The sequence below is a fragment of the Rhodococcus sp. 14C212 genome (genome assembly GCF_011058195.1).
GTDB lineage: Bacteria > Actinomycetota > Actinomycetes > Mycobacteriales > Mycobacteriaceae > Rhodococcus > Rhodococcus aetherivorans.
Map to the genome: position 1 here is coordinate 1 of NZ_JAALEH010000058.1, position 22008 is coordinate 22008.

General features: G+C 71.4%; 18 protein-coding genes. 4 read left to right on the top strand and 14 right to left on the bottom strand.

Translation table 11 applies throughout. From position 1 onward, the window contains the following. The 5 genes from G6038_RS21090 to mqo form a co-directional block, all read right to left on the bottom strand. Positions 1 to 598: FUSC family protein (locus tag G6038_RS21090; protein ID WP_206025379.1), on the bottom strand; the 598-nt coding region annotated here is incomplete at its 3' end. A 55-nt stretch (positions 599 to 653) separates the two neighbouring features. Beyond that, complete coding sequence (locus G6038_RS21095) at positions 654 to 2135, bottom strand: MFS transporter (protein ID WP_006937416.1); 1482 nt, start codon at positions 2133 to 2135, stop codon at positions 654 to 656. 11 nt (positions 2136 to 2146) lie between these two features. Further along, positions 2147 to 3397 carry a uroporphyrinogen-III C-methyltransferase gene (gene cobA / locus G6038_RS21100; protein WP_165039728.1) on the bottom strand — a complete coding sequence of 417 codons (1251 nt, stop codon included), beginning with the start codon at positions 3395 to 3397 and terminating at the stop codon, positions 2147 to 2149. A gap of 150 nt (positions 3398 to 3547) precedes the next feature. Further along, positions 3548 to 5230 carry a long-chain-fatty-acid--CoA ligase gene (locus G6038_RS21105; protein ID WP_165039729.1) on the bottom strand — a complete coding sequence of 561 codons (1683 nt, stop codon included), beginning with the start codon at positions 5228 to 5230 and terminating at the stop codon, positions 3548 to 3550. A gap of 135 nt (positions 5231 to 5365) precedes the next feature. Continuing rightward, positions 5366 to 6895, bottom strand: a complete 1530-nt coding sequence (gene mqo, locus G6038_RS21110; protein WP_165039730.1) for a malate dehydrogenase (quinone) — start codon at positions 6893 to 6895, stop codon at positions 5366 to 5368. A 235-nt stretch (positions 6896 to 7130) separates the two neighbouring features. Here mqo and G6038_RS21115 point away from each other — a divergent pair, with 235 nt between their 5' ends. Further along, the gene (locus tag G6038_RS21115; RefSeq protein ID WP_346772876.1) at positions 7131 to 8138 is read left to right on the top strand and encodes an alpha/beta hydrolase; all 1008 of its coding nucleotides are present in this window, start codon (positions 7131 to 7133) and stop codon (positions 8136 to 8138) included. Positions 8139 to 8170: 32 nt separating this feature from the next. Then, entirely contained in the window at positions 8171 to 9544 is a 1374-nt protein-coding gene (gene mtr, locus G6038_RS21120; protein WP_165039731.1) for a mycothione reductase, read from the top strand. Between the two features lie 64 nt (positions 9545 to 9608). Here mtr and G6038_RS21125 read toward each other — a convergent pair whose 3' ends face one another. The 3 genes from G6038_RS21125 to G6038_RS21135 form a co-directional block, all read right to left on the bottom strand. Further along, on the bottom strand, positions 9609 to 10175 hold the full coding sequence (locus G6038_RS21125) for an alpha/beta hydrolase (RefSeq protein WP_165039732.1): 567 nt from the start codon (positions 10173 to 10175) through the stop codon (positions 9609 to 9611). 68 nt (positions 10176 to 10243) lie between these two features. Next, positions 10244 to 11101 (bottom strand): type I methionyl aminopeptidase, encoded by an 858-nt coding sequence (map, locus tag G6038_RS21130; protein ID WP_165039733.1) that lies wholly within the window; start codon positions 11099 to 11101, stop codon positions 10244 to 10246. Positions 11102 to 11171: 70 nt separating this feature from the next. Continuing rightward, entirely contained in the window at positions 11172 to 12830 is a 1659-nt protein-coding gene (locus tag G6038_RS21135; protein WP_165039734.1) for an AMP-binding protein, read from the bottom strand. Between the two features lie 106 nt (positions 12831 to 12936). Here G6038_RS21135 and G6038_RS21140 point away from each other — a divergent pair, with 106 nt between their 5' ends. Next, a complete protein-coding gene (locus G6038_RS21140; RefSeq protein WP_165039735.1) occupies positions 12937 to 13797 on the top strand; it encodes a LuxR C-terminal-related transcriptional regulator in 861 nt (286 codons plus the stop codon). A gap of 104 nt (positions 13798 to 13901) precedes the next feature. On the opposite strand, the gene G6038_RS21145 is transcribed toward G6038_RS21140, so the two are convergent. The 5 genes from G6038_RS21145 to dxr form a co-directional block, all read right to left on the bottom strand. Then, the gene (locus tag G6038_RS21145) at positions 13902 to 15743 is read right to left on the bottom strand and encodes a penicillin-binding transpeptidase domain-containing protein (protein ID WP_206025383.1); all 1842 of its coding nucleotides are present in this window, start codon (positions 15741 to 15743) and stop codon (positions 13902 to 13904) included. Positions 15744 to 15846: 103 nt separating this feature from the next. After that, positions 15847 to 16683, bottom strand: a complete 837-nt coding sequence (locus tag G6038_RS21150) for a GNAT family N-acetyltransferase (protein ID WP_165039736.1) — start codon at positions 16681 to 16683, stop codon at positions 15847 to 15849. An 83-nt stretch (positions 16684 to 16766) separates the two neighbouring features. After that, positions 16767 to 17921 carry a flavodoxin-dependent (E)-4-hydroxy-3-methylbut-2-enyl-diphosphate synthase gene (gene ispG, locus G6038_RS21155; protein WP_165039737.1) on the bottom strand — a complete coding sequence of 385 codons (1155 nt, stop codon included), beginning with the start codon at positions 17919 to 17921 and terminating at the stop codon, positions 16767 to 16769. A gap of 45 nt (positions 17922 to 17966) precedes the next feature. After that, the gene (locus tag G6038_RS21160) at positions 17967 to 19184 is read right to left on the bottom strand and encodes a site-2 protease family protein (RefSeq protein ID WP_165039738.1); all 1218 of its coding nucleotides are present in this window, start codon (positions 19182 to 19184) and stop codon (positions 17967 to 17969) included. Between the two features lie 15 nt (positions 19185 to 19199). Continuing rightward, entirely contained in the window at positions 19200 to 20363 is a 1164-nt protein-coding gene (dxr, locus tag G6038_RS21165) for a 1-deoxy-D-xylulose-5-phosphate reductoisomerase (protein WP_165039739.1), read from the bottom strand. Positions 20364 to 20505: 142 nt separating this feature from the next. Between dxr and G6038_RS21170 the strand changes: the two genes are divergently transcribed. After that, on the top strand, positions 20506 to 20751 hold the full coding sequence (locus G6038_RS21170) for a DUF2631 domain-containing protein (protein ID WP_165039740.1): 246 nt from the start codon (positions 20506 to 20508) through the stop codon (positions 20749 to 20751). 75 nt (positions 20752 to 20826) lie between these two features. Here G6038_RS21170 and rlmN read toward each other — a convergent pair whose 3' ends face one another. Beyond that, positions 20827 to 21936, bottom strand: coding sequence for a 23S rRNA (adenine(2503)-C(2))-methyltransferase RlmN (gene rlmN / locus G6038_RS21175; RefSeq protein WP_165039741.1), 1110 nt, complete (start codon positions 21934 to 21936; stop codon positions 20827 to 20829). Between the last annotated feature and the right edge of the window lie 72 nt (positions 21937 to 22008).

A 22008-nucleotide genomic window follows, 5' to 3' on the forward strand; every position in this document is an offset into this window, starting at 1 on the left:
GGCCCAATCCGGCGGCCATGTCGCACAGCAGGGCTCGGGCCTCCCGGATGAGTACCCCGAGTTCGTCCCCAACCGGGTAGACGGGCGGAAACAGCGCCGCGGTCACCACGAGTCCGCAGGCCGCGCCGATCGCGGTCTCGATCAGCCGGTCCCCCAGCATCACCGGATCGCCCGCGACGCCCGTCGCGATGACGAACAGGGCGGTGATCGCCACCCAGATCCCGTTGGAGCCGAACACCCGCCACCGGCCGACGAACCAGCCGACGAGCACGACCACACCGATCGACAGCGTCCGTCCGGGCACGAGCGAGATCGCCGCCGCGGCGAGCAGCACGCCGGACAGGACGATGCCCATCTGCACGACCGCCTGCCGGACCGACCGGAACACCGTGGTCTCGACGAGGAACACCGCGACATACGGCGCGAGGTAGGCCTGCGGCAGCGCGAGCCACTCGGCCGCGACGAGCCAGGCCAGCATCGCTGCTACGGAGGCCTTCACGGCCTGCGTGGCGACGTGCCGCTCGTGGCCCCGCTCGCGGGCCGCGCGAACCGTCCACGAGGCCGAGTACCGGACCCGGTCGGTGAGGGCGGACAGCATGTGCTTCGACTACCCGGACGGCACGCGGGACACACCTCGGCGGCCGGGTCGGGGGCTACGCGCCCTGCGCCGCCTTCTCCGCCACCTGGGCCTGCGCCACCTGCTCGGGGGTGAAGCGGATGAACAGCGCCGCGGCACCCGCGATCACGGCGCACACCGCACAGCCGACGAGGGCGAAGAGGTAGCCCTCCCCCAGCGCGTAGAGCTGGCCGGGATCCATGTCGGCGACGGCGCCGGACGTGCCGCCCAGCGACAGGGTCCGGGACGTGGCCATCGCGCCGATCACGGCCAGGCCGATGGGGCCGCCGAGGGTCTGCGCCACCTGGGCGATCGCCGCGAGCGGGCCGATCTCGTGCGAGCCGACGCCCGCGATCGCGCACAGCGGCAGTGGCACCACGGCCAGGCCCACCCCGAACCCGACGACGAGCACCAGGACGAACAGCGTCGGCAGGTAGGCGACGGTGTGCGACATCGTCGACCCGTACAGGAGGCTGACCGCCATGATCAGGGCTCCGGTGACGACCAGCCAGCGGGGCCGCACCCGCACCGCCAGCTTCGACGCGACCGCCGCGGCGGCGCCCAGGCCGAAGGCGAAGGGCACGAACGCCAGGCCGGCCTGCAGCGGCGAGTAGCCGAGGATGTCCTGCACGAACAGGGCAACGAACGCGGCGAGGCTGAACATGACGGCACCGGCGAAGAAGATGGACACGAACGTCGCGACCCGGTCCGCATTGCGGAACAGCACGAACGGCAGCAGCGGGTTCTCGGCGCGGCGCTCGACGACGAGGAACACCGCGAGCAGCGCGGTACCGGTGATCAGCGCGCCGACTACCGCGGGACTGGTCCACCCCATCTCCGGGCCCTCGGTGAGCCCGAAGACGAGACCGGTGCAGCCGAGTGTGGCGAGCACCGCGCCCGGCACGTCCAGCGGCAACCGCTCGGCGGCGGTCTCGCGCAGCGCGACCACCGCGAGGCTCACGATCAGCATCCCGATCGGCACGTTGATCAGGAAGATCCAGCGCCAGGACACCTCGGTGAGGGCACCGCCGATGATCAGCCCCGCGATCGATCCGACGCCCGTCATGGCCGCGAAGATGGCGATCGCCTGGTTGCGGGCCGGCCCGGGCGCGAAGGTGGTGGCGACCAGCGCCAGGGCCGTGGGCGAGGCCACGGCGGCGCCGACACCCTGCAGCGCGCGGGCCGCGACCAGGGTGCCCTCGTTGACGGCGAGGCCGCACAGCAGCGACGCGACGGTGAACAGGCCGACGCCGGCGATGAACATGCGTTTGCGGCCGAAGGCGTCGCCGAGACGTCCGCCGAGGAGCATCAGCCCCCCGTAGCTCAGGGCGTACGACGTGAGCACCCAGTTGCGGCCCGCGTCACTCAGACCGAGGTCCTCCTGCAGCGGCGCCAGCGCGAGATTGGCGACCGTGCCGTCGAGCACGACCATCAACTGCAGACCGCTGAGGACGATGATCGCCAGGCCCAGCGCACGCGTGGTGACGGGGTAGCTCACGGGCGAGGAGGTTTCGGCCATGTGGATCAACGTTACCGAGCGCCCGAGGCGAGCCCGGCCACCGGCCCGATGTCGAACCCGGCCACCGGTCCGATGACGATGATGGCCGGCGGGCGGATCTGCTCCTCCCGGACGCGGGCGGCGACGGTCTTCAGGTCGGCGCGCAGCACCCGCTGGGTGCGCAGCGTGCCCTCCTGGATCACGGTGACCGGGGTCTGCGCGGGCCGGCCGCCCTCGAGCAGTGCGGCGGCGAACTGCTCGATCCGCTCGACCGCCATCAGCAGCACGAGTGTGCCGCGCAGGCGAGCCAGCGCGCCCCAGTCGGTGAGCGAATCCGGGTGGTCGGGCGCCACGTGGCCGCTGACCACGACGAACTCGTGAGTGACGCCGCGGTGGGTGACCGGGATCCCGGCCGCGGAGGGCACCGAGATGGCGCTGGTGATGCCGGGAACGACGGTCACGGGCACGCCGGCGGCGACGCACGCCTCGAGTTCCTCGTAGCCGCGGCCGAACACGTACGGGTCGCCGCCCTTGAGCCGGACGACGAACTTTCCGGCCTTGGCGCCGTCGATCAGCGCCTGGTTGATGGCCTCCTGCGCCATCGCCCGGCCGTAGGGGATCTTGGCGGCGTCGATCACCTCGACGTGCGGGCCGAGTTCGGCGAGCAGCTCCGGCGGGGCCAGCCGGTCTGCGACGACGACGTCGGCGCGAGCCAGCAGGCGACGCCCGCGGACGGTGATCAGGTCGGGATCGCCCGGGCCGCCACCGACCAGCGCGACCCCGGGGCGGGCGGGCTCGGCGTCGGCGACGACGGCGCCGGACTGCAGGGCCTCGCGGATCGCGGTGCGCACGGCCGCGGAGCGGCGGTGGTCGCCGCCGGCCAGCACACCGACGGTCATCCCGTCGTAGTGGGCGGTGGCCGGGGTGACGGCCGTGCCGCGGCGGGCGTTGTCGGCCCGGACGCAGAAGATGCGGTGACGTTCGGCCTCGGCGACGATCGCGGCGTTGGTGTCCGGTTCGTCGGTGCAGGCGATGGCGTACCAGGCGCCGTCGAGATCCCCGTCCCGGTAGTCGCGCAGTTCCAGGGCGATCTGCCCGGCGGTGGCCATGCCCTCGACGGCGGGCGTCGCCGCACGGGTGATCACGTGCACCCGGGCACCGGCGGCAACGAGCAGACCGAGCCGCCGCTGTGCGACGGTGCCGCCCCCGACCACTACCACTCGCCGGCCCCGCAAATTGAGCCCGACCAGGTAGTTGGTCTCGTCTTCGGCAGCACTGGACACCGGCACTTCCCATCTTTCGGCACTGTGTGCAACGCGGATCACGCTGCGTGGAACGCACAAACACTACGGGCAGGGCCGATCGCGGCGCCATCCGCCGTACGAACTTGGTGAGGAACGCCGCAGGTCCGGCACGCACGGCGTCCGGAGGACTCAGCCGGCGAGGAGGGACTCGCGGACCTGCCGGCGGAGGACCTTCCCGATCAGGGACCGCGGCAGGTCGTCCACCACCACCACACGCCGCGGGACCTTGTAGGCGGCCAGGCGCGAACGGCAGTGCTCCCGCGCCGCCTCGGGGTCGAAGTCGTCGCCCGAGACCAGCACCGCCGCGACCACCTCCTCGCTGCCGTCAGGAGCCGGCAGACCCACCACGGCGGCGTCGATCACTCCCGGGAACAGCCGCAGCGCCGCTTCGACCTCGGACGGCATGACGTTGAAGCCACCGGTGATGATCAGTTCCTTGATCCGGTCCACGACCGTGACGAATCCGTCGCGGTCGACCTGGACGATGTCACCGGTCCGGAACCAGCCGCCGTCGAGCAGCGCCTCTGCCGTCTGTTCGGGCTTGTTCCAGTATCCGGAGAACACCTGCGGTCCCCGGAGCAGCAGCTCTCCCCGCTCCCCGGGTGCGACGTCGCGCGCAGGGTCGGCCGGATCGACCACCCGGATCTCGGTGCTCGGGAAGGGAACTCCGACGGCGCCGGGCCGGCGGGCGAGTCCGATGGGATTGCCGACCGCGACCGGCGACGTCTCGGTGAGCCCGTACCCCTCGACCAGCACACCCCCGGTGACCGCCTCCCACAGTTCCAGTGTCTCCGTCGGCAAGGGCATCGCCCCGGAAATGGACCAGCGTGCCGACGTCAGGTCCACCGACCGCTCCCGGGCCGCACGGGCGAGCCGCTCGTAGATCGGCGGCACCGCGGGCATGAACGTGGGTGGATGCTTCTTCGCGGCGGCGAGCACCAGATCCACGTCGAACTTGGGGAACAGCACCAGACGGGCGCCGATACTCATCGCGAAGGTCACGCACAGGGTGAGCCCGTAGGCGTGGAACATCGGCAGCACCGCGTAGACGACCTCTGCACCGTCGACCAGTCCCGGCACCCAGGCGCGGCCCTGCGCGGCGTTGGCACCGAGGTTCGCGTGCGTGAGCATCGCGCCCTTCGGGGTGCCGGTGGTGCCGCTCGTGTACTGGACGACCGCCAGATCGCCGACGGCGGGGCCGGGATGCTCCGGGTCGAGGGGTCCGTCGGCCAGCAACCGCTGCCACGGAATCGTCCCCGGCGCCGGCCCCGTCAGTGCGTCCCGCAACGTGCGCGCTCTCGGGACGGGGAGGGTGAGCGCGAGCCGCTTGGACCAGGGCATCGAACGGGTGATGTTCACCGCCACGATGTGCTCGACAGCCGCGGCCCCGGCGATCCGCTGCAACAGCGGACAGACCTTGTCCCAGGCGATCGCCACCGTGGCGCCGTGGTCCGCGAACTGGTGGGCCATCTCCTCGCCGGTGTAGAGCGGATTGTGCTCGACCACCACGCCGCCGATCCGCAGGACCGCATAGAACGCGATCACGTGTTCCGGACAGTTCGGCAGGACGAGCGCCACCCGGTCGCCGGGGCGCACGCCGAGCCGTCGCAGCCCCTCCGCGGCACGGTGCACCCGGTCGCCGAGTTGCGAATAGGTCAGTTCCGCGCCGAAGAACTCGAGCGCCGGACGGGGCCCGAACCGAGCGACCGACGCCTCCAGCATGTCGACCAGCGAGTGCTCGGGGGGTGCGATATCCGACGGCACCCCCTCGGCGTAACTGTCGAGCCAGATCCGTTCCATACCGGTGCCCACAGCCCCGCCCCTCTCAGCGACTGGGATCAGGGTATCCCGCCGCGGCGCGGGCGCCCCGACGTTCCGGCGGACGGCGCGGCCCGCGAGGGTCGGACCCGGCCGAGACCCTCGCAGGCCGCCTCGGAGGAAGGGCGGTCAGACCGTCGCCGGCTCCGCCGGGGCGGTGGTGTCCACCGCGGAGGCGACATCGAGCTGCAGGGACTTGGTGCCCCAGCGCCAGACCTTGTCGAACAGCGCGGTGTCGTCCGACAGCTTGACCCCGAGGGACGGCACCATCTCCTTGAGGGTGTCCTGCCACGCCGTCCACCGGTCGGGGAAGCAGCGCTCGAGGACGTCGAGCATCGCCGGAACGGCGGTCGAGGCGCCGGGGGACGCGCCGAGCAGACCGGCGATCGTGCCGTCGCCGGCATTGACCACGGCGGTGCCGAACTCGAGCACTCCACCCGCGCCCTTGCGGCGGATCACCTGCACCCGCTGACCGGCGGTGATGAGCTCCCAGTCCGCCATGCGGGCCTGCGGCACGAACTCGCCGAGGGTGCCGATGCGGTCGCGCGGCGACTGCATCAGCTCACCGATCAGGTACTTGGTCAGCCCCATCTCGGTGAGGCCGACGCCGATCATCGAGAGCAGGTTGTTGGGCTTGACCGAGCCGGGCAGGTCGGTGAGCTTGCCGTTCTTGAGGAACTTCGGGGACCAGCCGGCGTACGGGCCGAACAACAGACCCTGTTTGCCGCCGATCACGCGCGTGTCGAGGTGCGGAACCGACATCGGCGGCGCACCCACGGCCGCCTTGCCGTACACCTTCGCGCTGTGCATGGCGATCAGCTCCGGGTTGGTGCAGCGCAGGAACTGGCCGGAGACGGGGAAGCCGCCGAAGCCCTTGGCCTCCGCGATACCCGACTTCTGCAGCAGGTGCAGTGCTCCGCCGCCCGCCCCGACGAACACGAACCGGGCATGCACCTTGCGGGCCTGTCCGGTGCGGCGGTTGCGGACCTTGACGATCCAGCTGCCGTCGGACTGCTTGTCCAGGTCGGTCACGTCGTGGCCGAAGTGCACGGTGCCGCCCGACGCGGCGACGTTGTTCAGCAGCTGCTTGGTGAGGGCACCGAAGTCGACGTCGGTGCCGTCCTGGGTCCAGTTCAGCGCGATGGGCTCGGAGAAGTCACGGCCCTGCGCCATCAGGGGCAACCGCTCGGAGAAGTACTCGGGGCTCTCCGAGTACTCCATGCCGGCGAAGAGCGGGTGCCCGGCCAGCGCGTCGTAGCGGGCACGCAGGTACTTCACGTTGTCGGCGCCGTGGACGAAGCTGACGTGCGGAACGGGATTGATGAAGTTCTTGGGATCGGTGAGGATGCCGTTGTCCACCGCGAACGCCCAGAACTGGCGCGAGACCTGGAACTGCTCGTTGACGTTGATCGCCTTGGCGATGTCCACACCACCGCCCGGCTTGGCAGGCGTGTAGTTCAGCTCGCACAGCGCCGAGTGACCGGTGCCTGCGTTGTTCCAGGGATCGCTGCTCTCCGCCGCGGCGGCGTCGAGCCGCTCGAAGGCGGTGATGGACCAGTCGGGCTGCAGCCGGCGCAGGATTGCGCCGAGCGTCGCGCTCATGATGCCCGCGCCCACGAGCACTACATCGGTCTTGGCCTCTACCACGTTCTCTGACACTGGAGGATCGACTTCCTTGTCTGTTCGCACGCGCCGTTGCGTTCCGCACTGCTCCGCGTGAGTGTCCCGTGCACGTCCGTGCTCGCCGGCCGGGGTCTCGCTGCACTCGCGGATCCCGGCGACGTCGCGGCCGCGCCGACTGCGACGAACAGGTTACCCGCGCGTTGTCCGGCGTTTGTCTTCACCCAATTGTGCCCCCACGACAGGTCCGCGTAGTGACCAATACAGTGTGATCGTGACTACTTGGATGCCCGATATCCTCGGCGACGGATACGAGCAGCTCACGCTGCCTCTCGGCCCCGATCCGGACGGCGAGGGCGAGGTCACCGCCACCCTCGTCCGCTATCAGCCGGCCGTCTACCCCGGCGGCGAGTCCGCCCCGGACCGTGCCGTGATCTACGTGCACGGATTCACCGACTACTTCTTCCAGCAGCATCTCGCCGAGCACTTCGCAGCCCAGGGATACCGCTTCTTCGCCCTGGACCTGCGCAAGTGCGGCCGCTCCCGGCAACCGGGGCAGACGCCGCACTTCGTCACCGACCTGACCTACTACGACGCCGAGCTCGAGGAGGCGCTGCGGGCCGTCCGCAGCGAGGTGAGCGGCGGCATCCTCCTCGTGGCGCATTCCACCGGCGGTCTGGTCCTGCCGCTGTGGCTCGACCGGATCAACCGCCGGCCCGGCGGCACGGGCGGCGCCGGGATCCAGGGCCTGATCCTCAACAGCCCGTGGTTCGACCTGCAGGGGCCGTCGATCCTGCGCAGCCTCGGCACCGTCGCGGTCGACACCGTCGGCCGGGTCCGCAGCCGAGCCGTCATCCCGGGGCAGAGCCTGGACACCTACGGGATGAGCCTGCACAGGAACGCCAACGGCCAGTGGGAGTACGACCTGGACTGGAAGCCGCTGGCCGGGTTCCCCGTCACGTTCGGCTGGCTCCGCGCGGTCCGTCGCGGCCACGCGAGGCTGCACCGCGGTCTCGACGTCGGGGTCCCCTCGCTGATCCTGCGGTCGAAGGACACGCGCTGGGCCCCGGCGTACGACCCCACGGTGGACACCGCCGACGCCGTCCTCGACGTCAAGCAGATCGCCCGCTGGGCCGGGTGCCTGGGCGACCGCACGACGATCGTCCCGATCACCGGTGCCCGCCACGATGTGTTCCTCTCCACACCGGAGGTCCTCGAGGTGGCATTCCGGGAATTGGATCTGTGGCTGGACTGGTTGGACGGTCACAGCAGAACCCTGTGACCGTCCGCGCGAACCTGACCTACGGGAGAACAGTGAGCCACTACGACCTGGCCATCATCGGCACCGGATCCGGAAACTCGATCGTCGACGAGCGATACGACGGCAAGACGGTGGCCATCCTCGAGCAGGGCACCTTCGGCGGCACCTGCCTCAACGTCGGCTGCATCCCCACCAAGATGTACGTCTACGCGGCGGAGGTCGCGCAGACCGTGCGCAAGGCCGCGAAGTACGGGGTGGACGCGACGGTCGACGGGGTCCGGTGGAACGACCTCGTCGACCGCGTGTTCGGCCGGATCGACCCGATCGCGGCCGGCGGGGAGCGCTACCGCACCGAGGACTGCGCGAACGTCACCGTCCACCGCGGGCACGCCCGGTTCGTCGGCGAGCGCACCCTCGACACCGGCACCGGGGAGATCATCACCGCCGACCAGATCGTCGTCGCCGCGGGCGCGCGGCCCGTGATCCCGCAGGAGGTACTCGACGGCGGGGTGCGTTACTACACCAACGACGACATCATGCGGCTGCCGAAGCTGCCCGAGTCGCTCGTGATCCTCGGCTCCGGGTTCATCGCGATGGAGTTCGCACACGTCTTCTCCGCCCTCGGCACCCGGGTGTCGGTGCTGGCCCGCACCGGTCAACTGCTGCGGCATCTCGACCACGACCTCGCCGAGCACTTCACCGGCCTGGCCACCGACCGGTGGGACGTGCACCTGTCCAACCCCGCGACCGCCTTCCGCGCCGTCGGCGACGGCGTCGAGGTGGAACTGGCCGACGGCACCACCGTCAGCGGCGACGCGCTGCTCGTCGCGGTGGGACGCACGCCCAACGGGGACGCACTGGACGCCGCCGCCGGCGGCCTCGCGCTGCACGAGGACGGCCGGATCGTGGTGGACGAGTTCCAGCGGACCACCGCGCGCGGGGTCTTCGCGCTCGGCGACGTCTCGTCGCCGCACCAGCTCAAGCACGTCGCGAACCACGAGGCTCGGGTCGTGCAGCACAACCTGCTCCACGACGCGTGGGGCGGGGACACCTCCGCGCTGCGCCGCTCGGACCACCGCTTCGTGCCCTCCGCGGTGTTCACCGACCCGCAGATCGCGACGGTCGGGCTGACCGAGGAGCAGGCCCGCCTCCAGGGCTACGACGTCGCGGTGAAGATCCAGTACTACGGCGACGTCGCGTACGGCTGGGCGATGGAGGACACCGAGGGCTTCTGCAAGGTGATCGCCGACCGCGCCACGGGCAAGCTGCTCGGCGCGCACATCCTGGGCGCACAGGCGTCGTCGGTGATCCAGCCGCTGATCCAGGCGATGAGCTTCGGTCTCACCGCGCGGGAGACGGCCACCGGCCAGTACTGGATCCACCCGGCCCTGCCGGAACTCGTCGAGAACGCTCTCCTCGGGTTGTGACCGGTGTGTCCTTTGGGCGGCTCCCACCACCCGAAGGACGCACCGGCGGCAAAGCCGCCCGCTGCTACCAGCTGCCGGTGCGCAGGGCGATCGCGCTGGCCAGCTCCGCCGGCGCCTCGGCCGGGATGTTGCCCACCCCGCTCAGCTCGACGACGCGGAACTCCGACAGGACGTACCGCATCGATGCGTCGGCCTCCGCGCGGCGCGCAGCGCTGCCCACGAGCACGGTGGTGGGGACCTCGGCGGGGGCTGCGCTCGCGTCCCGCACGACGCCCTCGACGTCCGGCACCGCCGGATGGCCCCGGTCGGCGACGACGAGGCTGGCGAACCGGCCGAACCGGCCCGACGCGACGGCCCACGCCAGCTCCGCTCCGGCGCCGCTGCCGACGAGGTGCACCCACGGCAGCTTCAGGGCGTCGAGCAGCGCGTGCACGCCCGCGACGTCGAGGCCCTCGATGGTCTCGGGCACGAACGTCCGCAGATCCGAATGGTGCAGCCGCTCGCACACCGCGTCGTAGACGTCGGCGGATTCCCCGGCGCCGGGCAGCAACAGCACCGCGTGCCGGCTCTCGGGGCCGTCGATTCGAACGGTGAAGGTGCCGGCCGGGATCGCCACGTCAGTCGGTTCCATGCCGAAGCACGGTACGCGACACGGCGATGCCGCCGGCACCCGGCCGAGTCCGCCGGCACCCGGCCGAGTCACGGCAGCGTGAGGATCTCCGCCCCGGTGTCGGTGACCACGATGGTGTGCTCGAACTGGGCGGTCCACTTGCGGTCCTGGGTGACCACGGTCCAGCCGTCGTCCCAGATCTCGTAGTCCACCGTGCCGAGATTGATCATCGGCTCGATCGTGAACACCATTCCCGGTTCGAGCACGGTGTCGACGGACGGCTGGTCGTAATGCAGGATCACCAGCCCGTTGTGGAACGTCTCGCCGATGCCGTGACCGGTGAAGTCGCGCACCACCCCGTACCCGAACCGGTTCGCGTAGGCCTCGATGACCCGGCCGACGACGTTGAGAGCCCGGCCCGGCTTGACGGCCTTGATCGCCCGCATCGTCGCCTCACGGGTCCGCTCGACCAGCAGGAGGTGCTCCTCGGAGACGTTCCCCGCCAGGAACGTGGCATTGGTGTCGCCGTGCACTCCCCCGATGTAGGCGGTGACGTCGATGTTGACGATGTCACCGTCCTCGATCACCGTCGAATCCGGAATGCCGTGGCAGATCACCTCGTTCAGCGACGTGCAGCACGACTTGGCGAACCCCTTGTAGCCCAGCGTGGAGGGGTACGCGCCGTGGTCGCACATGTACTCGTGGGCGATGCGGTCCAGCTCGTCCGTGGTCACACCCGGCGCGACGGCCTTGCCCGCCTCGGCCAGTGCCTGCGCAGCGATGCGGCCGGCGACCCGCATCTTCTCGATGGTCTCCGGGGTCTGCACCCACGGCTCGTGGCCTTCCTTCGCCGTCGGCTTCCATGCGTACTCCGGTCGCTCGATCCCGTTGGGGACGGCACGGACGGGCGAGACGGTTCCGGGGACGAGTGCGGTGCGAACAGGCATGCTCACCAGAATAGGCCCCGCGCAGCGGGGGCGACGCGGCCCGGCGGCCGCACCGCCCCCGCCCGGGGGCTCAGCCCTGGCGCAGGATGTAGCGCTGGATCTTGCCGCTGGGCGTCTTCGGCAGCCGGGGCACGAAGTGCACGGTCCGCGGGTAGGCGTGCGCCGCGAACTTGCGCTTGACCAGCTGCTGCAGCTCCGCCTCGAGCTCCTCGGTGCCGTCGACACCGTCGCGCAGCACCACGAACGCCTCGAGCACCTCACCGCGCAGCTGGTCGGGCATGCCGACGACGGCGGCCTCGACGACGTGCTCGTGCATCACCAGCACGCTCTCGACGTCGAACGGGCCGATCCGGTAGCCCGCCATGATGATCACGTCGTCGTCGCGGGCCGAGAAGTAGAAGAATCCGTCCTCGTCGACCTGCCCGGCATCGCCGGTGAGGTACCAGCGGCCGTCCTCGGTGAACCGCTGCGCGGTCTTCTCCGGGGCGTCCACGTACCCCGTGAACCACAGCAGGGGGCTGGCGTGGGTGTCGATCGCCACGCGGCCGGGCACGCCGGGGGCGGCGATATCGTCCGAGTCGTCGGAGAGCACGGCGCAGGACCAGCCCGGCAGCGGCTTGCCCATCGACCCGGGCCGCACCTCCTCGCGCAGTCCGTCGGCCCACGCGTTGACGACGAACATGCCGTGCTCGGTCTGCCCGTAGTGGTCGCGCACCACCGCGCCGAGCGTCTGCTCCGACCACGCCACGACGTCGGGCGTGAGCGGCTCGCCGGCGGACGACGCGCGGCGCAGCGAGATCGACTCCGGCACGGGCGCCGAGTCCGCCCGCAGGCTGCGGTAGACGGTGGGCGCGGCCGCGAAGTTGGTGACGCCGAACTTCTCCATCACCTGCCAGGTGAGGGCGGCGGAGAAACCGGCATGCAGCAGCAGGCTGCGCACCCCGGCGGCCAGCGGCGCGAGCAGCGCGTAGTAGAGCCCGTAGGCCCAGCCCGGATCGGCGGCGTTCCAGAACACGTCGTCCTCACGCACGTCGAGGCCGAAGTCCAGGTAGGCGTGGAACGACGCGAGCGCCCGCACCGGCACGGGCACGCCCTTCGGGGTGCCGGTCGTGCCGGAGGTGAACAGCTGCACGAGCCCGCCGTGCCCGCCGACGGCGACCGCGGCGCCGCGCGGATCGTCCGCGCTGTGCGAGGCCACCAGGTCGGCGAAGCTCACTCCGATGCCGGCGGCACCGCCCTCGGCGTGACCGGCGACGACGATCTGCCAGGGCGCGTCGGCGGGGATGTCCTCGCCGGGCGCGAGCTTGCCGACCTGGTCGGCGTCCGAGACCACGACCTTCGCGCCGCTGGCCTGCAGCCGGAACCCGATCGCCGGGGGTGCGAACGCGGTGAACAGCGGCACGTGCACGGCACCGCGGCGCCAGATGCCGAGCAACGCCACGACGAGGTCCGCGGACTTGCCCATCAGGGTGGCGACGTGGTCGCCGGGCTCGACGCCGAGGTCGGCCAGGGCCGCGGCGAATCGGGAGGACTGCTCACGCAGGTACCCGAACGTCAGATCGGTCGCGCTCAGGTCCGCCTCGACCACCGTGAACGCGACGGCATCCGCGGGATGCCCGTCGCACAGCAGCTGTGCGGCACACGCGTCGGCGGTGTCGTAGCGGTCCAGCAGTTCCCGCACCCGTGCCTCCTGCTCGGAATGCGCACGCGCGGTGGTCTCGGTGGTCATCGAATCCGTCCTCTCGTGAAGCGCCCCGGGGTGAACGCCCCGAGGATCGATTCCTTTATGATCCAAGTCACAAGTACGTCCCGATACCCCCGGAAAGGGGTGACCGATGGCGCCGGCCGGCACCTCGCCTCTCCTCCGTCCCCGTGACAGCGACGCACTGCGCGGCGAGCTCCGCCGTACCGCGGCGGAAGCGCTGATCCCCGTCGTGTTCGCCGGGGAGGTCCGCGACGGAAACCTGCACCTGACCGAGTTCTTCGGCACCCGCACGAACGGCCTCGAGGGGGTCGTGGTGCCGCCGCGGGCGGGCCTGGGCGGCCTCGTGGTGGACCGGGCCCGGCCGGCGACGGTGCCCGACTACGGCCGGTCGCCCTCGATCACCCACCACTTCGACCGGCCCGTGCTCAGCGAGGGGCTGCGCTCGATCCTCGCGGTTCCGGTGATGGTGGGAGGGGCGGCCCGCGCCGTCCTCTACGGCGCGATCCGGGAGAGCTCCCCGCTCGGCGATCGCGCGGTGGGGGCCTTCGTGCAGGCGGCGCGCCGGCTCAGCGGCGAGATCGCCGTCCGGGACGAGGTGGACCGGCGGCTGGCGATGCTCGGTTCCCTCGATCGGCCGTCCGAGAGCCCGGTCGCGGCAGCCGAAATCCGGGACGTGCACGCGGAACTGCGCGGCCTCGCCCAGTCCGTGGAGGACGCCGGCCTGCAGCGCAAGCTGCGGGCCCTGTCGGACCGGCTCGCCGGGGCGCTCGGCAACCCGGCCCCGAGACAGACCGACGTGGTGCTCTCTCCGCGCGAGACCGACGTGCTCGCGCACGTGGCACTGGGATGCACCAACGCCGAGATCGCAGACCGGCTGTCGGTCGGCCCGGAGACGGTCAAGAGCTACCTGCGCAGCGCGATGGGCAAGCTCGACGCCCACACCCGGCACGAGGCGGTGGTGTCCGCGCGGCGCCTGGGTCTGCTGCCCTGACCGGTCCGGCCGGTGGCTCGTCCGGGTACCGCCGGCAGCCCCACCCGGCCGGTCAGTACCCCGCTCCGGCAGGGCCGGTCAGCACCCCCCTCCGGCAGAGCCGGTCAGTACCCCTCCGGCAGGGCCGCGAACATGTCGCGGGTGACGGCGACGGCGTTGTCGGAGCTGCCGCCGCGTACGACGAGCGTCGCGAACGCCAGGTCGCCGCGGTAGCCGACGAACCACGCGTGGGAGCCACCCTCGACCTCCGCCTCACCCGTCTTGCCGTACACCTCGCCCTGGTCGCGGATGCGGTCGGCGGTGCCGCTGGTGATCACCAGCCGCATCATGCCGCGCAGGCCGTCGATCATCTCCGGGGTGACGGGCGGCCGGTCGCCGGTGACGGCGGTCTCGCGTCCCTGCAACAGGTAGGGCACGGGTGCGCTGCCGTGCGCGACGGTCGCGGCGGCCAAGGCCATCCCGAACGGGCTGACGACGACCTTGCCCTGACCGAAGCCGTCCTCGGCGCGCTGGACCAGGTCCTCGGCCGGCGGCACCGACCCGGAGAACGTGGGCATGCCCACCACCTCGTACTCGGGTCCGATGCCGAACTGCGCGGCCGCGACGGTGAGGGCGTCGGGCGCCATCTCGGAGGCGAGTTTGGCGAACGAGGTGTTGCACGAGCGCGCGAACGCCGTCGCCATCGGCACGGTGCCGACCGAGAATTCGTTGTAGTTGGGGACGCTGCGCTCGCCGATCGTGATCCGTCCCGGGCAGGCCACCATGGTGCCCGGAGTGGCGAGACCGCTGGAGATGGCGGCGCCCGAGGTGATGATCTTGAAGGTGGAGCCGGGAGGGTACTGCCCCGCCAGCGCGACCGGTCCGTCGCGGTCGGCCGCCTTGTTCTGCGCGACGGCGAGGACCGCGCCGGTGGAGGCCTCGATCACCACCATCATCGCCTGTTCCGCGCGGGCGTCGACGGCGGCCTGCGCCGCCACCTGGATGGGACGGTCCAGGCTGATGGAGAACGACGGCGCCGGTTCGGGCGGGGTCTCGGTGAGCACACCGGTGTCGACGCCGTTCTGGTTGACGGCGACCACGCTCCACCCGGCCTTGCCGTCCACCTCGTCGATCACGGTCTTCTTGATCTGGCCGACCAGGTCGGGGGCGAAGCTGCGGTCGGTGGAGACGAGGTCGGCCTGCTCGGTGATCGTGACGCCGGGAATCGCCGCGAGGGTGTCGGCGACGCGTTCGTAGTCCTCCTCACGCAGCCGCACGACCGAGTGGGCGCCGTCGGCGGCGGTCGCGGTCTCGGCGATCGACTGCGCGGTCAGCGACGGGTCGAACTGCGTCAGCGCGGCCGACAACGCCCGCGCCGCGCCCCGGACGTCACCGCCCGCCGTGGCGTCGAAGCCGATACCGTAGACGATGCCCGGGACGAGCACGTCCGAGCCGGAATGCTCGTTGACCCGCGCGCGCGGGGCGGGATTGGTCCGTAGCTGCATCCGCTGCCGGTCGCCGAGCTGGGGATGCAGGTTCGACCGGGTCCAGCGGACCACCCAGTCGTCCCCGCTGCGGCCCATGTTCATCTCGCCGGAGTACCGCCACACGCGCGCACCGGGCAGGCCCCACTCGTAGACGTAGGTGACCGTCGCGGTGTCCCCGTCGATCCGCACACCGTCGGTGTCCACCGCCAGCGTCTCCGCCTGCAGCCCCGCCCACGTCTCCGCCAGCGCCTCCTCGGCCGGCTCGGGACGGTCGGTCAGGGCGGCGGCCGCGGCGAAGTCCCGGTCGGCGAAGTCGGTGAGGAACTCCCGTGCGGCGGGCTCGGGTCCGGCCGGCTTCGGGGTACACGCGACGACCCCGCCGGCCAGCGCGACGGCGGCCACCAGGACCGCCCCGCGCCGCAGCAGTCGACGCGGTGCCGGGACGAGCAGGGCCGAGACGCGGGCGGATCGAGTTCTCATCGCCGTCATCGTAGGACCGGCGGCGCTCGGATCGGGGAGGCGACACGGGCCGGGCGGAGCGGCCCGGAGCGGCCCCTCGGACACGGGCCGGGCGGAGCGCCCCTCAGTCCAGCAGCACCGTGCAGAACGTCGCGACCTGACGGAAGCCGATACGGGCGTAGGCCGCGCGGGCCCGGTGATTGAAGCTGTTGACGTACAGGCTCGGCAGCCGGCCGTCGGCGGTGACGGCGGCGGCGACGGCCGCGGTGCCGGTCGAGCCGAGGCCGGCGTCGCGCCTGCCGGGGTCCACCCACACGCCCTGGATCTGCCCCACCGACGACGACTGGGAGCCGATCTCGGCCTTGAACACGACCCGGCCGTGCTCGAAGCGGGCCCACGCCCGTCCGGTGGCGATCAGGCTCTGCACCCGGCGGCGGTAGCCCGAGCCCCCGTCGCCCGCGCACGGGTCGACGCCGACCTCCTCACGGAACATCGCGATCGCGGCCGGCATGTAGGCGTCGATCTCCTCCGGCCGCACGCGGCGCACCAGCGGGTCGGGGACGACGCACGGTTCCCGGTCGAGTACCAGCAGCGGCTGCTCGGCCCGCACCTCGCGCGCAGGACCCCATTCCGGTTGGAGGACCTCCCACATCGGCAACGCGAGTTCGGCCCGGCCGACGAGCGACGAGCACAGGCGGGGGCCGCGGGCGGCGCGGTCCGCGAAGGCGTGCAGATCGTCGCGGTCGCCGAGCAGCGGAACGAGGTTCGCTCCCGAGAAGCACAGCGAGTCGTCGGGTCCGCCCCGGCTCCACATGTCGCCGCCGACGGCGCGGGAATCGAGGCCGTACTCCTCGATCCGCCCGGCCACCATGCACGCCGCCACCGGATCGCGGGCCAGCACCCGCAACACGTGTGCGGTGTCACGGCCACCGAGAGACCGGACTCCCAGAAGCTTGAGCACGTCCCACCACCTGTCGACTGCGGATACGCAATCAGACTGCCAGAAGCCGGGGCCGCGCGGGAGTCCTGCGCCGCCGAACCGGTTCAGCCGACCGAGACCACCGGGTTTCCGGTGCCGGCGTCACTCTCCATCTCCTCGGCGATGCGCATGGCCTCCTCGATCAGCGTCTCGACGATCTGGGCCTCGGGGACGGTCTTGACGACCTTGCCCTTGACGAAGATCTGGCCCTTGCCGTTGCCGGACGCGACACCGAGATCGGCCTCGCGGGCCTCCCCGGGGCCGTTGACGACGCAGCCCATGACCGCGACCCGCAGGGGCACCTCCATGCCCTCGAGGCCGGCGGTGACCTCGTTGGCCAGGGTGTACACGTCGACCTGCGCCCGGCCGCACGACGGGCACGAGACGATCTCGAGCTTGCGGGGCCGCAGGTTCAGCGACTGCAGGATCTGGGTGCCGACCTTGATCTCCTCGGCCGGCGGCGCCGACAGCGACACCCGGATGGTGTCGCCGATGCCCTCGCCCAGCAGCGCACCGAACGCGACGGCCGACTTGATCGTGCCCTGGAAGGCGGGCCCGGCCTCGGTCACGCCGAGGTGCAGCGGGTAGTCGCACTGCGCGGCGAGCTGGCGGTAGGCCTCGACCATCACGACCGGGTCGTTGTGCTTGACCGAGATCTTGATGTCGCCGAAGCCGTGCTCCTCGAACAGGCTCGCCTCCCACAGCGCGGACTCGACGAGTGCTTCCGGCGTGGCCTTGCCGTACTTGCTCAGGATGCGCGGATCCAGCGAGCCGGCGTTGACGCCGATACGGATCGGGATGCCTGCGTCGCCGGCCGCCCTGGCGACCTCCTTGACGCGGCCGTCGAACTCCTTGATGTTGCCGGGGTTGACGCGCACGGCGGCGCACCCGGCGTCGATGGCGGCGAAGATGTAGCGCGGCTGGAAGTGGATGTCGGCGATGACCGGGATCTGGCTCTTCTTCGCGATCGCGGCGAGCGCGTCGGCGTCCTCCTGCCGCGGGCACGCGACGCGGACGATGTCGCAACCGGACGCGGTGAGCTCGGCGATCTGCTGCAACGTTGCGTTGATGTCGTGCGTCTTGGTGGTGCACATCGACTGCACCGACACCGGGTGGTCGCTGCCCACGCCGACGTCGCCGACCATCAGCTGACGGGTCCTGCGCCGGGGCGCGAGAACGGCGGGGACTTCGGGCATGCCCAAACCGACGGGGCTGGTCACGTTTCGCCTTCTTTCGTAGCTACGCGGCAATTCTAGCGATGCGGGTCAGAACAGCTGGATGGGGTTGACGATGTCCGCGGTGAGTGTCAGCAGCATGAACGCGCCGCCGATGAGGACGAACACGTAGGTGACGGGCAGCAGCTTCGTGTAGTCGACCGGACCCCCGACCGGCAGCCCGCGCAGCCCCCGGATCCAGTTGCGGACCTTCTCGTAGGCGACCACGGCGATGTGGCCGCCGTCGAGGGGCAGCAGGGGGAGCAGGTTGAACATGCCCAGGAAGAAGTTCAGCTGCGCGAGCAGCAGGACGAACATCTGCCAGATGCCCCGCTCGGCGACCTGCCCACCGATGACGGATGCGCCGACGACGCTGATCGGGGTGTCGGGATCGCGTTCGCCGCCCGTCACCGACTCCCACAGCGCCCCCACCTTGCTCGGCAGGTCGGCGAGGGCCTGCGCGGTGAGGACGAACATGTCGCCGGTGAACCGCAGCGTGCCACCGACCGCGGTGAACGCGTTGTACTCGGTGACGGACGGCGGTGCAGCGACACCGATCGCGCTGACGGTCTCCGAGGTGATCGCGCCCGTCTCGGGGTCCTGCACCCAACGCTGGGCGGACTCGACCGGCACCGGGATCGTCAGCGTGCGGTCGTCGCGCTCGACGACGAAATCCACCGTCCCGGTCGCGGCGCGGGTGGCCTCGACCAGGTCCGCGAACGTCGCGACCTCGGTGCCGCCGACGGAGACCACGACGTCCCCGACCTCGAGGCCCGCGGACGCAGCGGGACCCGGCCCGCTGCACGGGGCCAGCTCGTAGCCCCCGGCCTCACCGGCCTGAGTCGGTGCGACGCACGAGAGTTCCCCGATCTCCGCCGGGGTCTCCCCCAGCCGGGGCAGACCCCATGCCACGGCGAGCCCGAAGATCAGCGCCATGCCGAGGACGAAGTTCATCGCGATGCCGCCGGACATCACCACGACGCGTTTCCACGCCTTCTGCTTGAACATGGCGCGGTCGTGCTCGTCGGGGGCAAGTTCGTCGAGTGCCGTCATGCCCGCGATGTCACAGAAGCCGCCCGCAGGGATCGCCTTGAGGCCGTACTCGGTCTCGCCGCGACGGAACGAGTACAGCCGCGGCCCGAACCCGATGTAGTAGCGTCGCACCTTCATCCCGAGGCGCTGCGCGGTCCACATGTGCCCGGCCTCGTGCAGGGCGATGGATACGGCGATGCCGAGGGCGAACAGCACGACGCCCAGAACGAACATCATCGGTGGCCGGTCCTCCTACTTCACGAGCGCGCGGGCTCGGTCCCGAGCCCAGCCGTCGGCGGCGAGCACATCTTCCACGGTAGCGGGTGCCGCGGACCAGCCGTCGGCGTCGGACAGGACCGCCGCCACCGTGCGCACGATCCCCGGGAACGGCAGGGCGCCGGCGAGGAATGCCTCCGCGGCCACCTCGTTGGCGGCGTTGTAGACCGCGGTCAGGCATCCGCCGCCCACCCCGGCGGCCCGCGCCAGTTCGATGGCGGGGAACACCTCGTGCGCCACCGGTTCGAACTCCCAGGTCGAGGCGGTCGCGAAGTCGAGGGCCGGCGCCGCGTCCGCGATCCGGTGCGGCCAGCCCAGCGCGAGCGCGATGGGCAGCTTCATCGACGGCGGGGACGCCTGGGCCAGGGTGGAGCCGTCGGTGAAGGTGACCATGGAGTGCACGATCGACTGCGGGTGCACGGTGACGTCGATCCGGTCGTAACCGATGCCGAACAGCAGGTGCGTCTCGATCAACTCCAGACCCTTGTTCACCAGCGTCGCCGAGTTCAGGGTGTTCATCGGGCCCATCGACCAGGTGGGATGGGCGCCGGCCTGCTCGGGGGTGACCGACTCGAGCCGCTCGGCCGTCCAACCGCGGAACGGACCACCCGAGGCGGTGAGCACGAGCCGGGCCACCTCGTCGGGGCTGCCGCCGCGCAGGCACTGGGCCAGCGCCGAGTGCTCCGAGTCGACCGGCACGATCTGACCCGGGGCCGCGGCCGCGGTGACCAGCGCGCCGCCGGCGACGAGCGATTCCTTGTTGGCCAGCGCCAGGCGCGCGCCCGTCGCCAGTGCGGCCAGCGTCGGCTCCAGGCCGAGGGACCCGACCAGGGCGTTGAGCACCACGTCGGCCTCGACGTCGCGCACCAGCCGCGTGACCGCGTCGGGCCCGCTGCGCACCTGCAGACCCGGGACGTCGAGCCGCGCGGCGGCCTGCGCGTTCGCGACGGCCACCTCGGCGACACCGGTGACGTGGATCTGCTCGGCGAGCAGATCGATGTTGCCGCCCCCGGCGGCGAGACCGACCACCTCGAACCGGTCGGGGTTGGCGGCGATCACCTCGAGAGCCTGGGTGCCGATGGAGCCGGTGCTGCCGAGCAGCAGGACACGGGTGCGGGAGCTGGGTTGCGAGTCGACCACGCCGACATTGTTCCCGACCGTCCTGAGGGGATGCTGAATCCCCCGTGCGGCGCGCGCGAGAGCGCCCCCACTTCGTACGACGGACGGTCGTATGTCACGATTGGCCCAACAGCGAAGATCTTTGCGAGCAGGAGGACAAGCGGTGGCCGGTACCGAGTTGAAGACCACTGGCGTCGACACGGCCGAGGTGCCGTCGGCGGAGTGGGGTTGGAGTGGCGAAGCCCCCCGCCTGTTCCGCGTCATGGGCTGGCTCGTCGCACTGTTCCTGCTGGCGATGATCATCGGCAACCACAACGGCAACGTGGAGAACTGGTTCCTGATCGGCTTCGCCGCGGCGCTCGTCGCCATCCTGGTGCGCGACATCGTCCGGCACCGGCGCCGGCGGTAGCCGCGCCCCCGCAGCAGCGTCGAAGGGCCCGTCCGGACGAACCGGGCGGGCCCTTCGCGTCGCGCGGGGTGGCGCTCAGTTCTCGGCGGCGAGCTGACCGCAGGCCGCCGCGATCTCCTGGCCCCGGGTGTCCCGCACGGTGCACGAAACCCCCTGCGCCTGGACGCGACGGACGAATTCGCGCTCGACCGGCTTCGGGCTGGCGTCCCATTCGCTGCCCGGCGTCGGATTGAGCGGGATCAGGTTCACGTGCACCAGCGGGCCGAGCGCCTTGTGCAGCTTCTTGCCCAGCATGTCCGCCCGCCACGGCTGGTCGTTGACGTCGCGGATCAGGGCGTACTCGACGGAGACGCGGCGACCGGTCCGGTCGGCGTAGTAGCGCGCGGCGTCGAGCACCTCGGCGACGGGCCAGCGGTTGTTGACCGGCACCAGCGTGTCGCGCAGTTCGTCGTCCGGGGTGTGCAGCGACACGGCGAGGGTCACGCTCAGGTCCTCGTCGGCCAGCCGGCGGATGGCCGGAGCGAGGCCGACGGTGGAGACGGTGACCGACCGCTGCGACAGGCCCAGTCCCTCCGGGGGCGGTGCGGTGATGCGTCGCACGGCGGCCACCACACGCTTGTAGTTCGCCAGCGGCTCCCCCATGCCCATGAACACCACGTTGGACAGCCGGCCCGGTCCCCCGGCGACGTCACCGTCGCGCAGGGCCGCGGCCGCGGCGCGCACCTGATCGACGATCTCGGCGGTCGACAGGTTCCGGTTCAGGCCGCCCTGGCCCGTCGCGCAGAACGGGCAGGCCATACCGCAGCCGGCCTGGCTCGAGATGCACAGCGTGGCACGGTCGGGGTAGCGCATGAGCACGCTCTCGAGGAGAGTGCCGTCCCCGGCGCGCCACAGCGTCTTGCGGGTCTCACCGCCGTCGCAGGCCACGTGCTTGACCGGGGTCAGCAACGCGGGAAAGAACACGGCCCCGACCTGCTCGCGCACCTTCGCAGGCAGATCCGTCATCTTCTCCGGATCGGCTTCGAGGCGCCCGTAGTAGTGCCGGGCCAGCTGATCGGCGCGGAAGGCCGGCAGGCCGAGTTCACGCACGGCCTCGCGGCGCTGCTCGGCATCGAGATCGGCGAGGTGGCGCGGCGGCATGCCGCGTTTGGGCGCGTCGAAAACCAGGGGAAGAGAGGAGGGCATAATGAACCATTATCCATCAGGGCGGCAACGCCGGTTTTCCTCGCCGAATGCGGTGTGCACCGGCGGCCGGAG

What these genes read in the sequence shown, in the direction of transcription:
- G6038_RS21095 (WP_006937416.1), bottom strand. Translation starts at nt 2,135, where the DNA reads ATGGCCGAAACCTCCTCGCCCGTGAGCTACCCCGTCACCACGCGTGCG.
- G6038_RS21125 (WP_165039732.1), bottom strand. Translation starts at nt 10,175, where the DNA reads ATGGAACCGACTGACGTGGCGATCCCGGCCGGCACCTTCACCGTTCGA.
- map (WP_165039733.1), bottom strand. Translation starts at nt 11,101, where the DNA reads ATGCCTGTTCGCACCGCACTCGTCCCCGGAACCGTCTCGCCCGTCCGT.
- G6038_RS21135 (WP_165039734.1), bottom strand. Translation starts at nt 12,830, where the DNA reads ATGACCACCGAGACCACCGCGCGTGCGCATTCCGAGCAGGAGGCACGG.
- G6038_RS21140 (WP_165039735.1), top strand. Translation starts at nt 12,937, where the DNA reads ATGGCGCCGGCCGGCACCTCGCCTCTCCTCCGTCCCCGTGACAGCGAC.
- G6038_RS21145 (WP_206025383.1), bottom strand. Translation starts at nt 15,743, where the DNA reads ATGAGAACTCGATCCGCCCGCGTCTCGGCCCTGCTCGTCCCGGCACCG.
- G6038_RS21160 (WP_165039738.1), bottom strand. Translation starts at nt 19,184, where the DNA reads ATGATGTTCGTTCTGGGCGTCGTGCTGTTCGCCCTCGGCATCGCCGTA.
- rlmN (WP_165039741.1), bottom strand. Translation starts at nt 21,936, where the DNA reads ATGCCCTCCTCTCTTCCCCTGGTTTTCGACGCGCCCAAACGCGGCATG.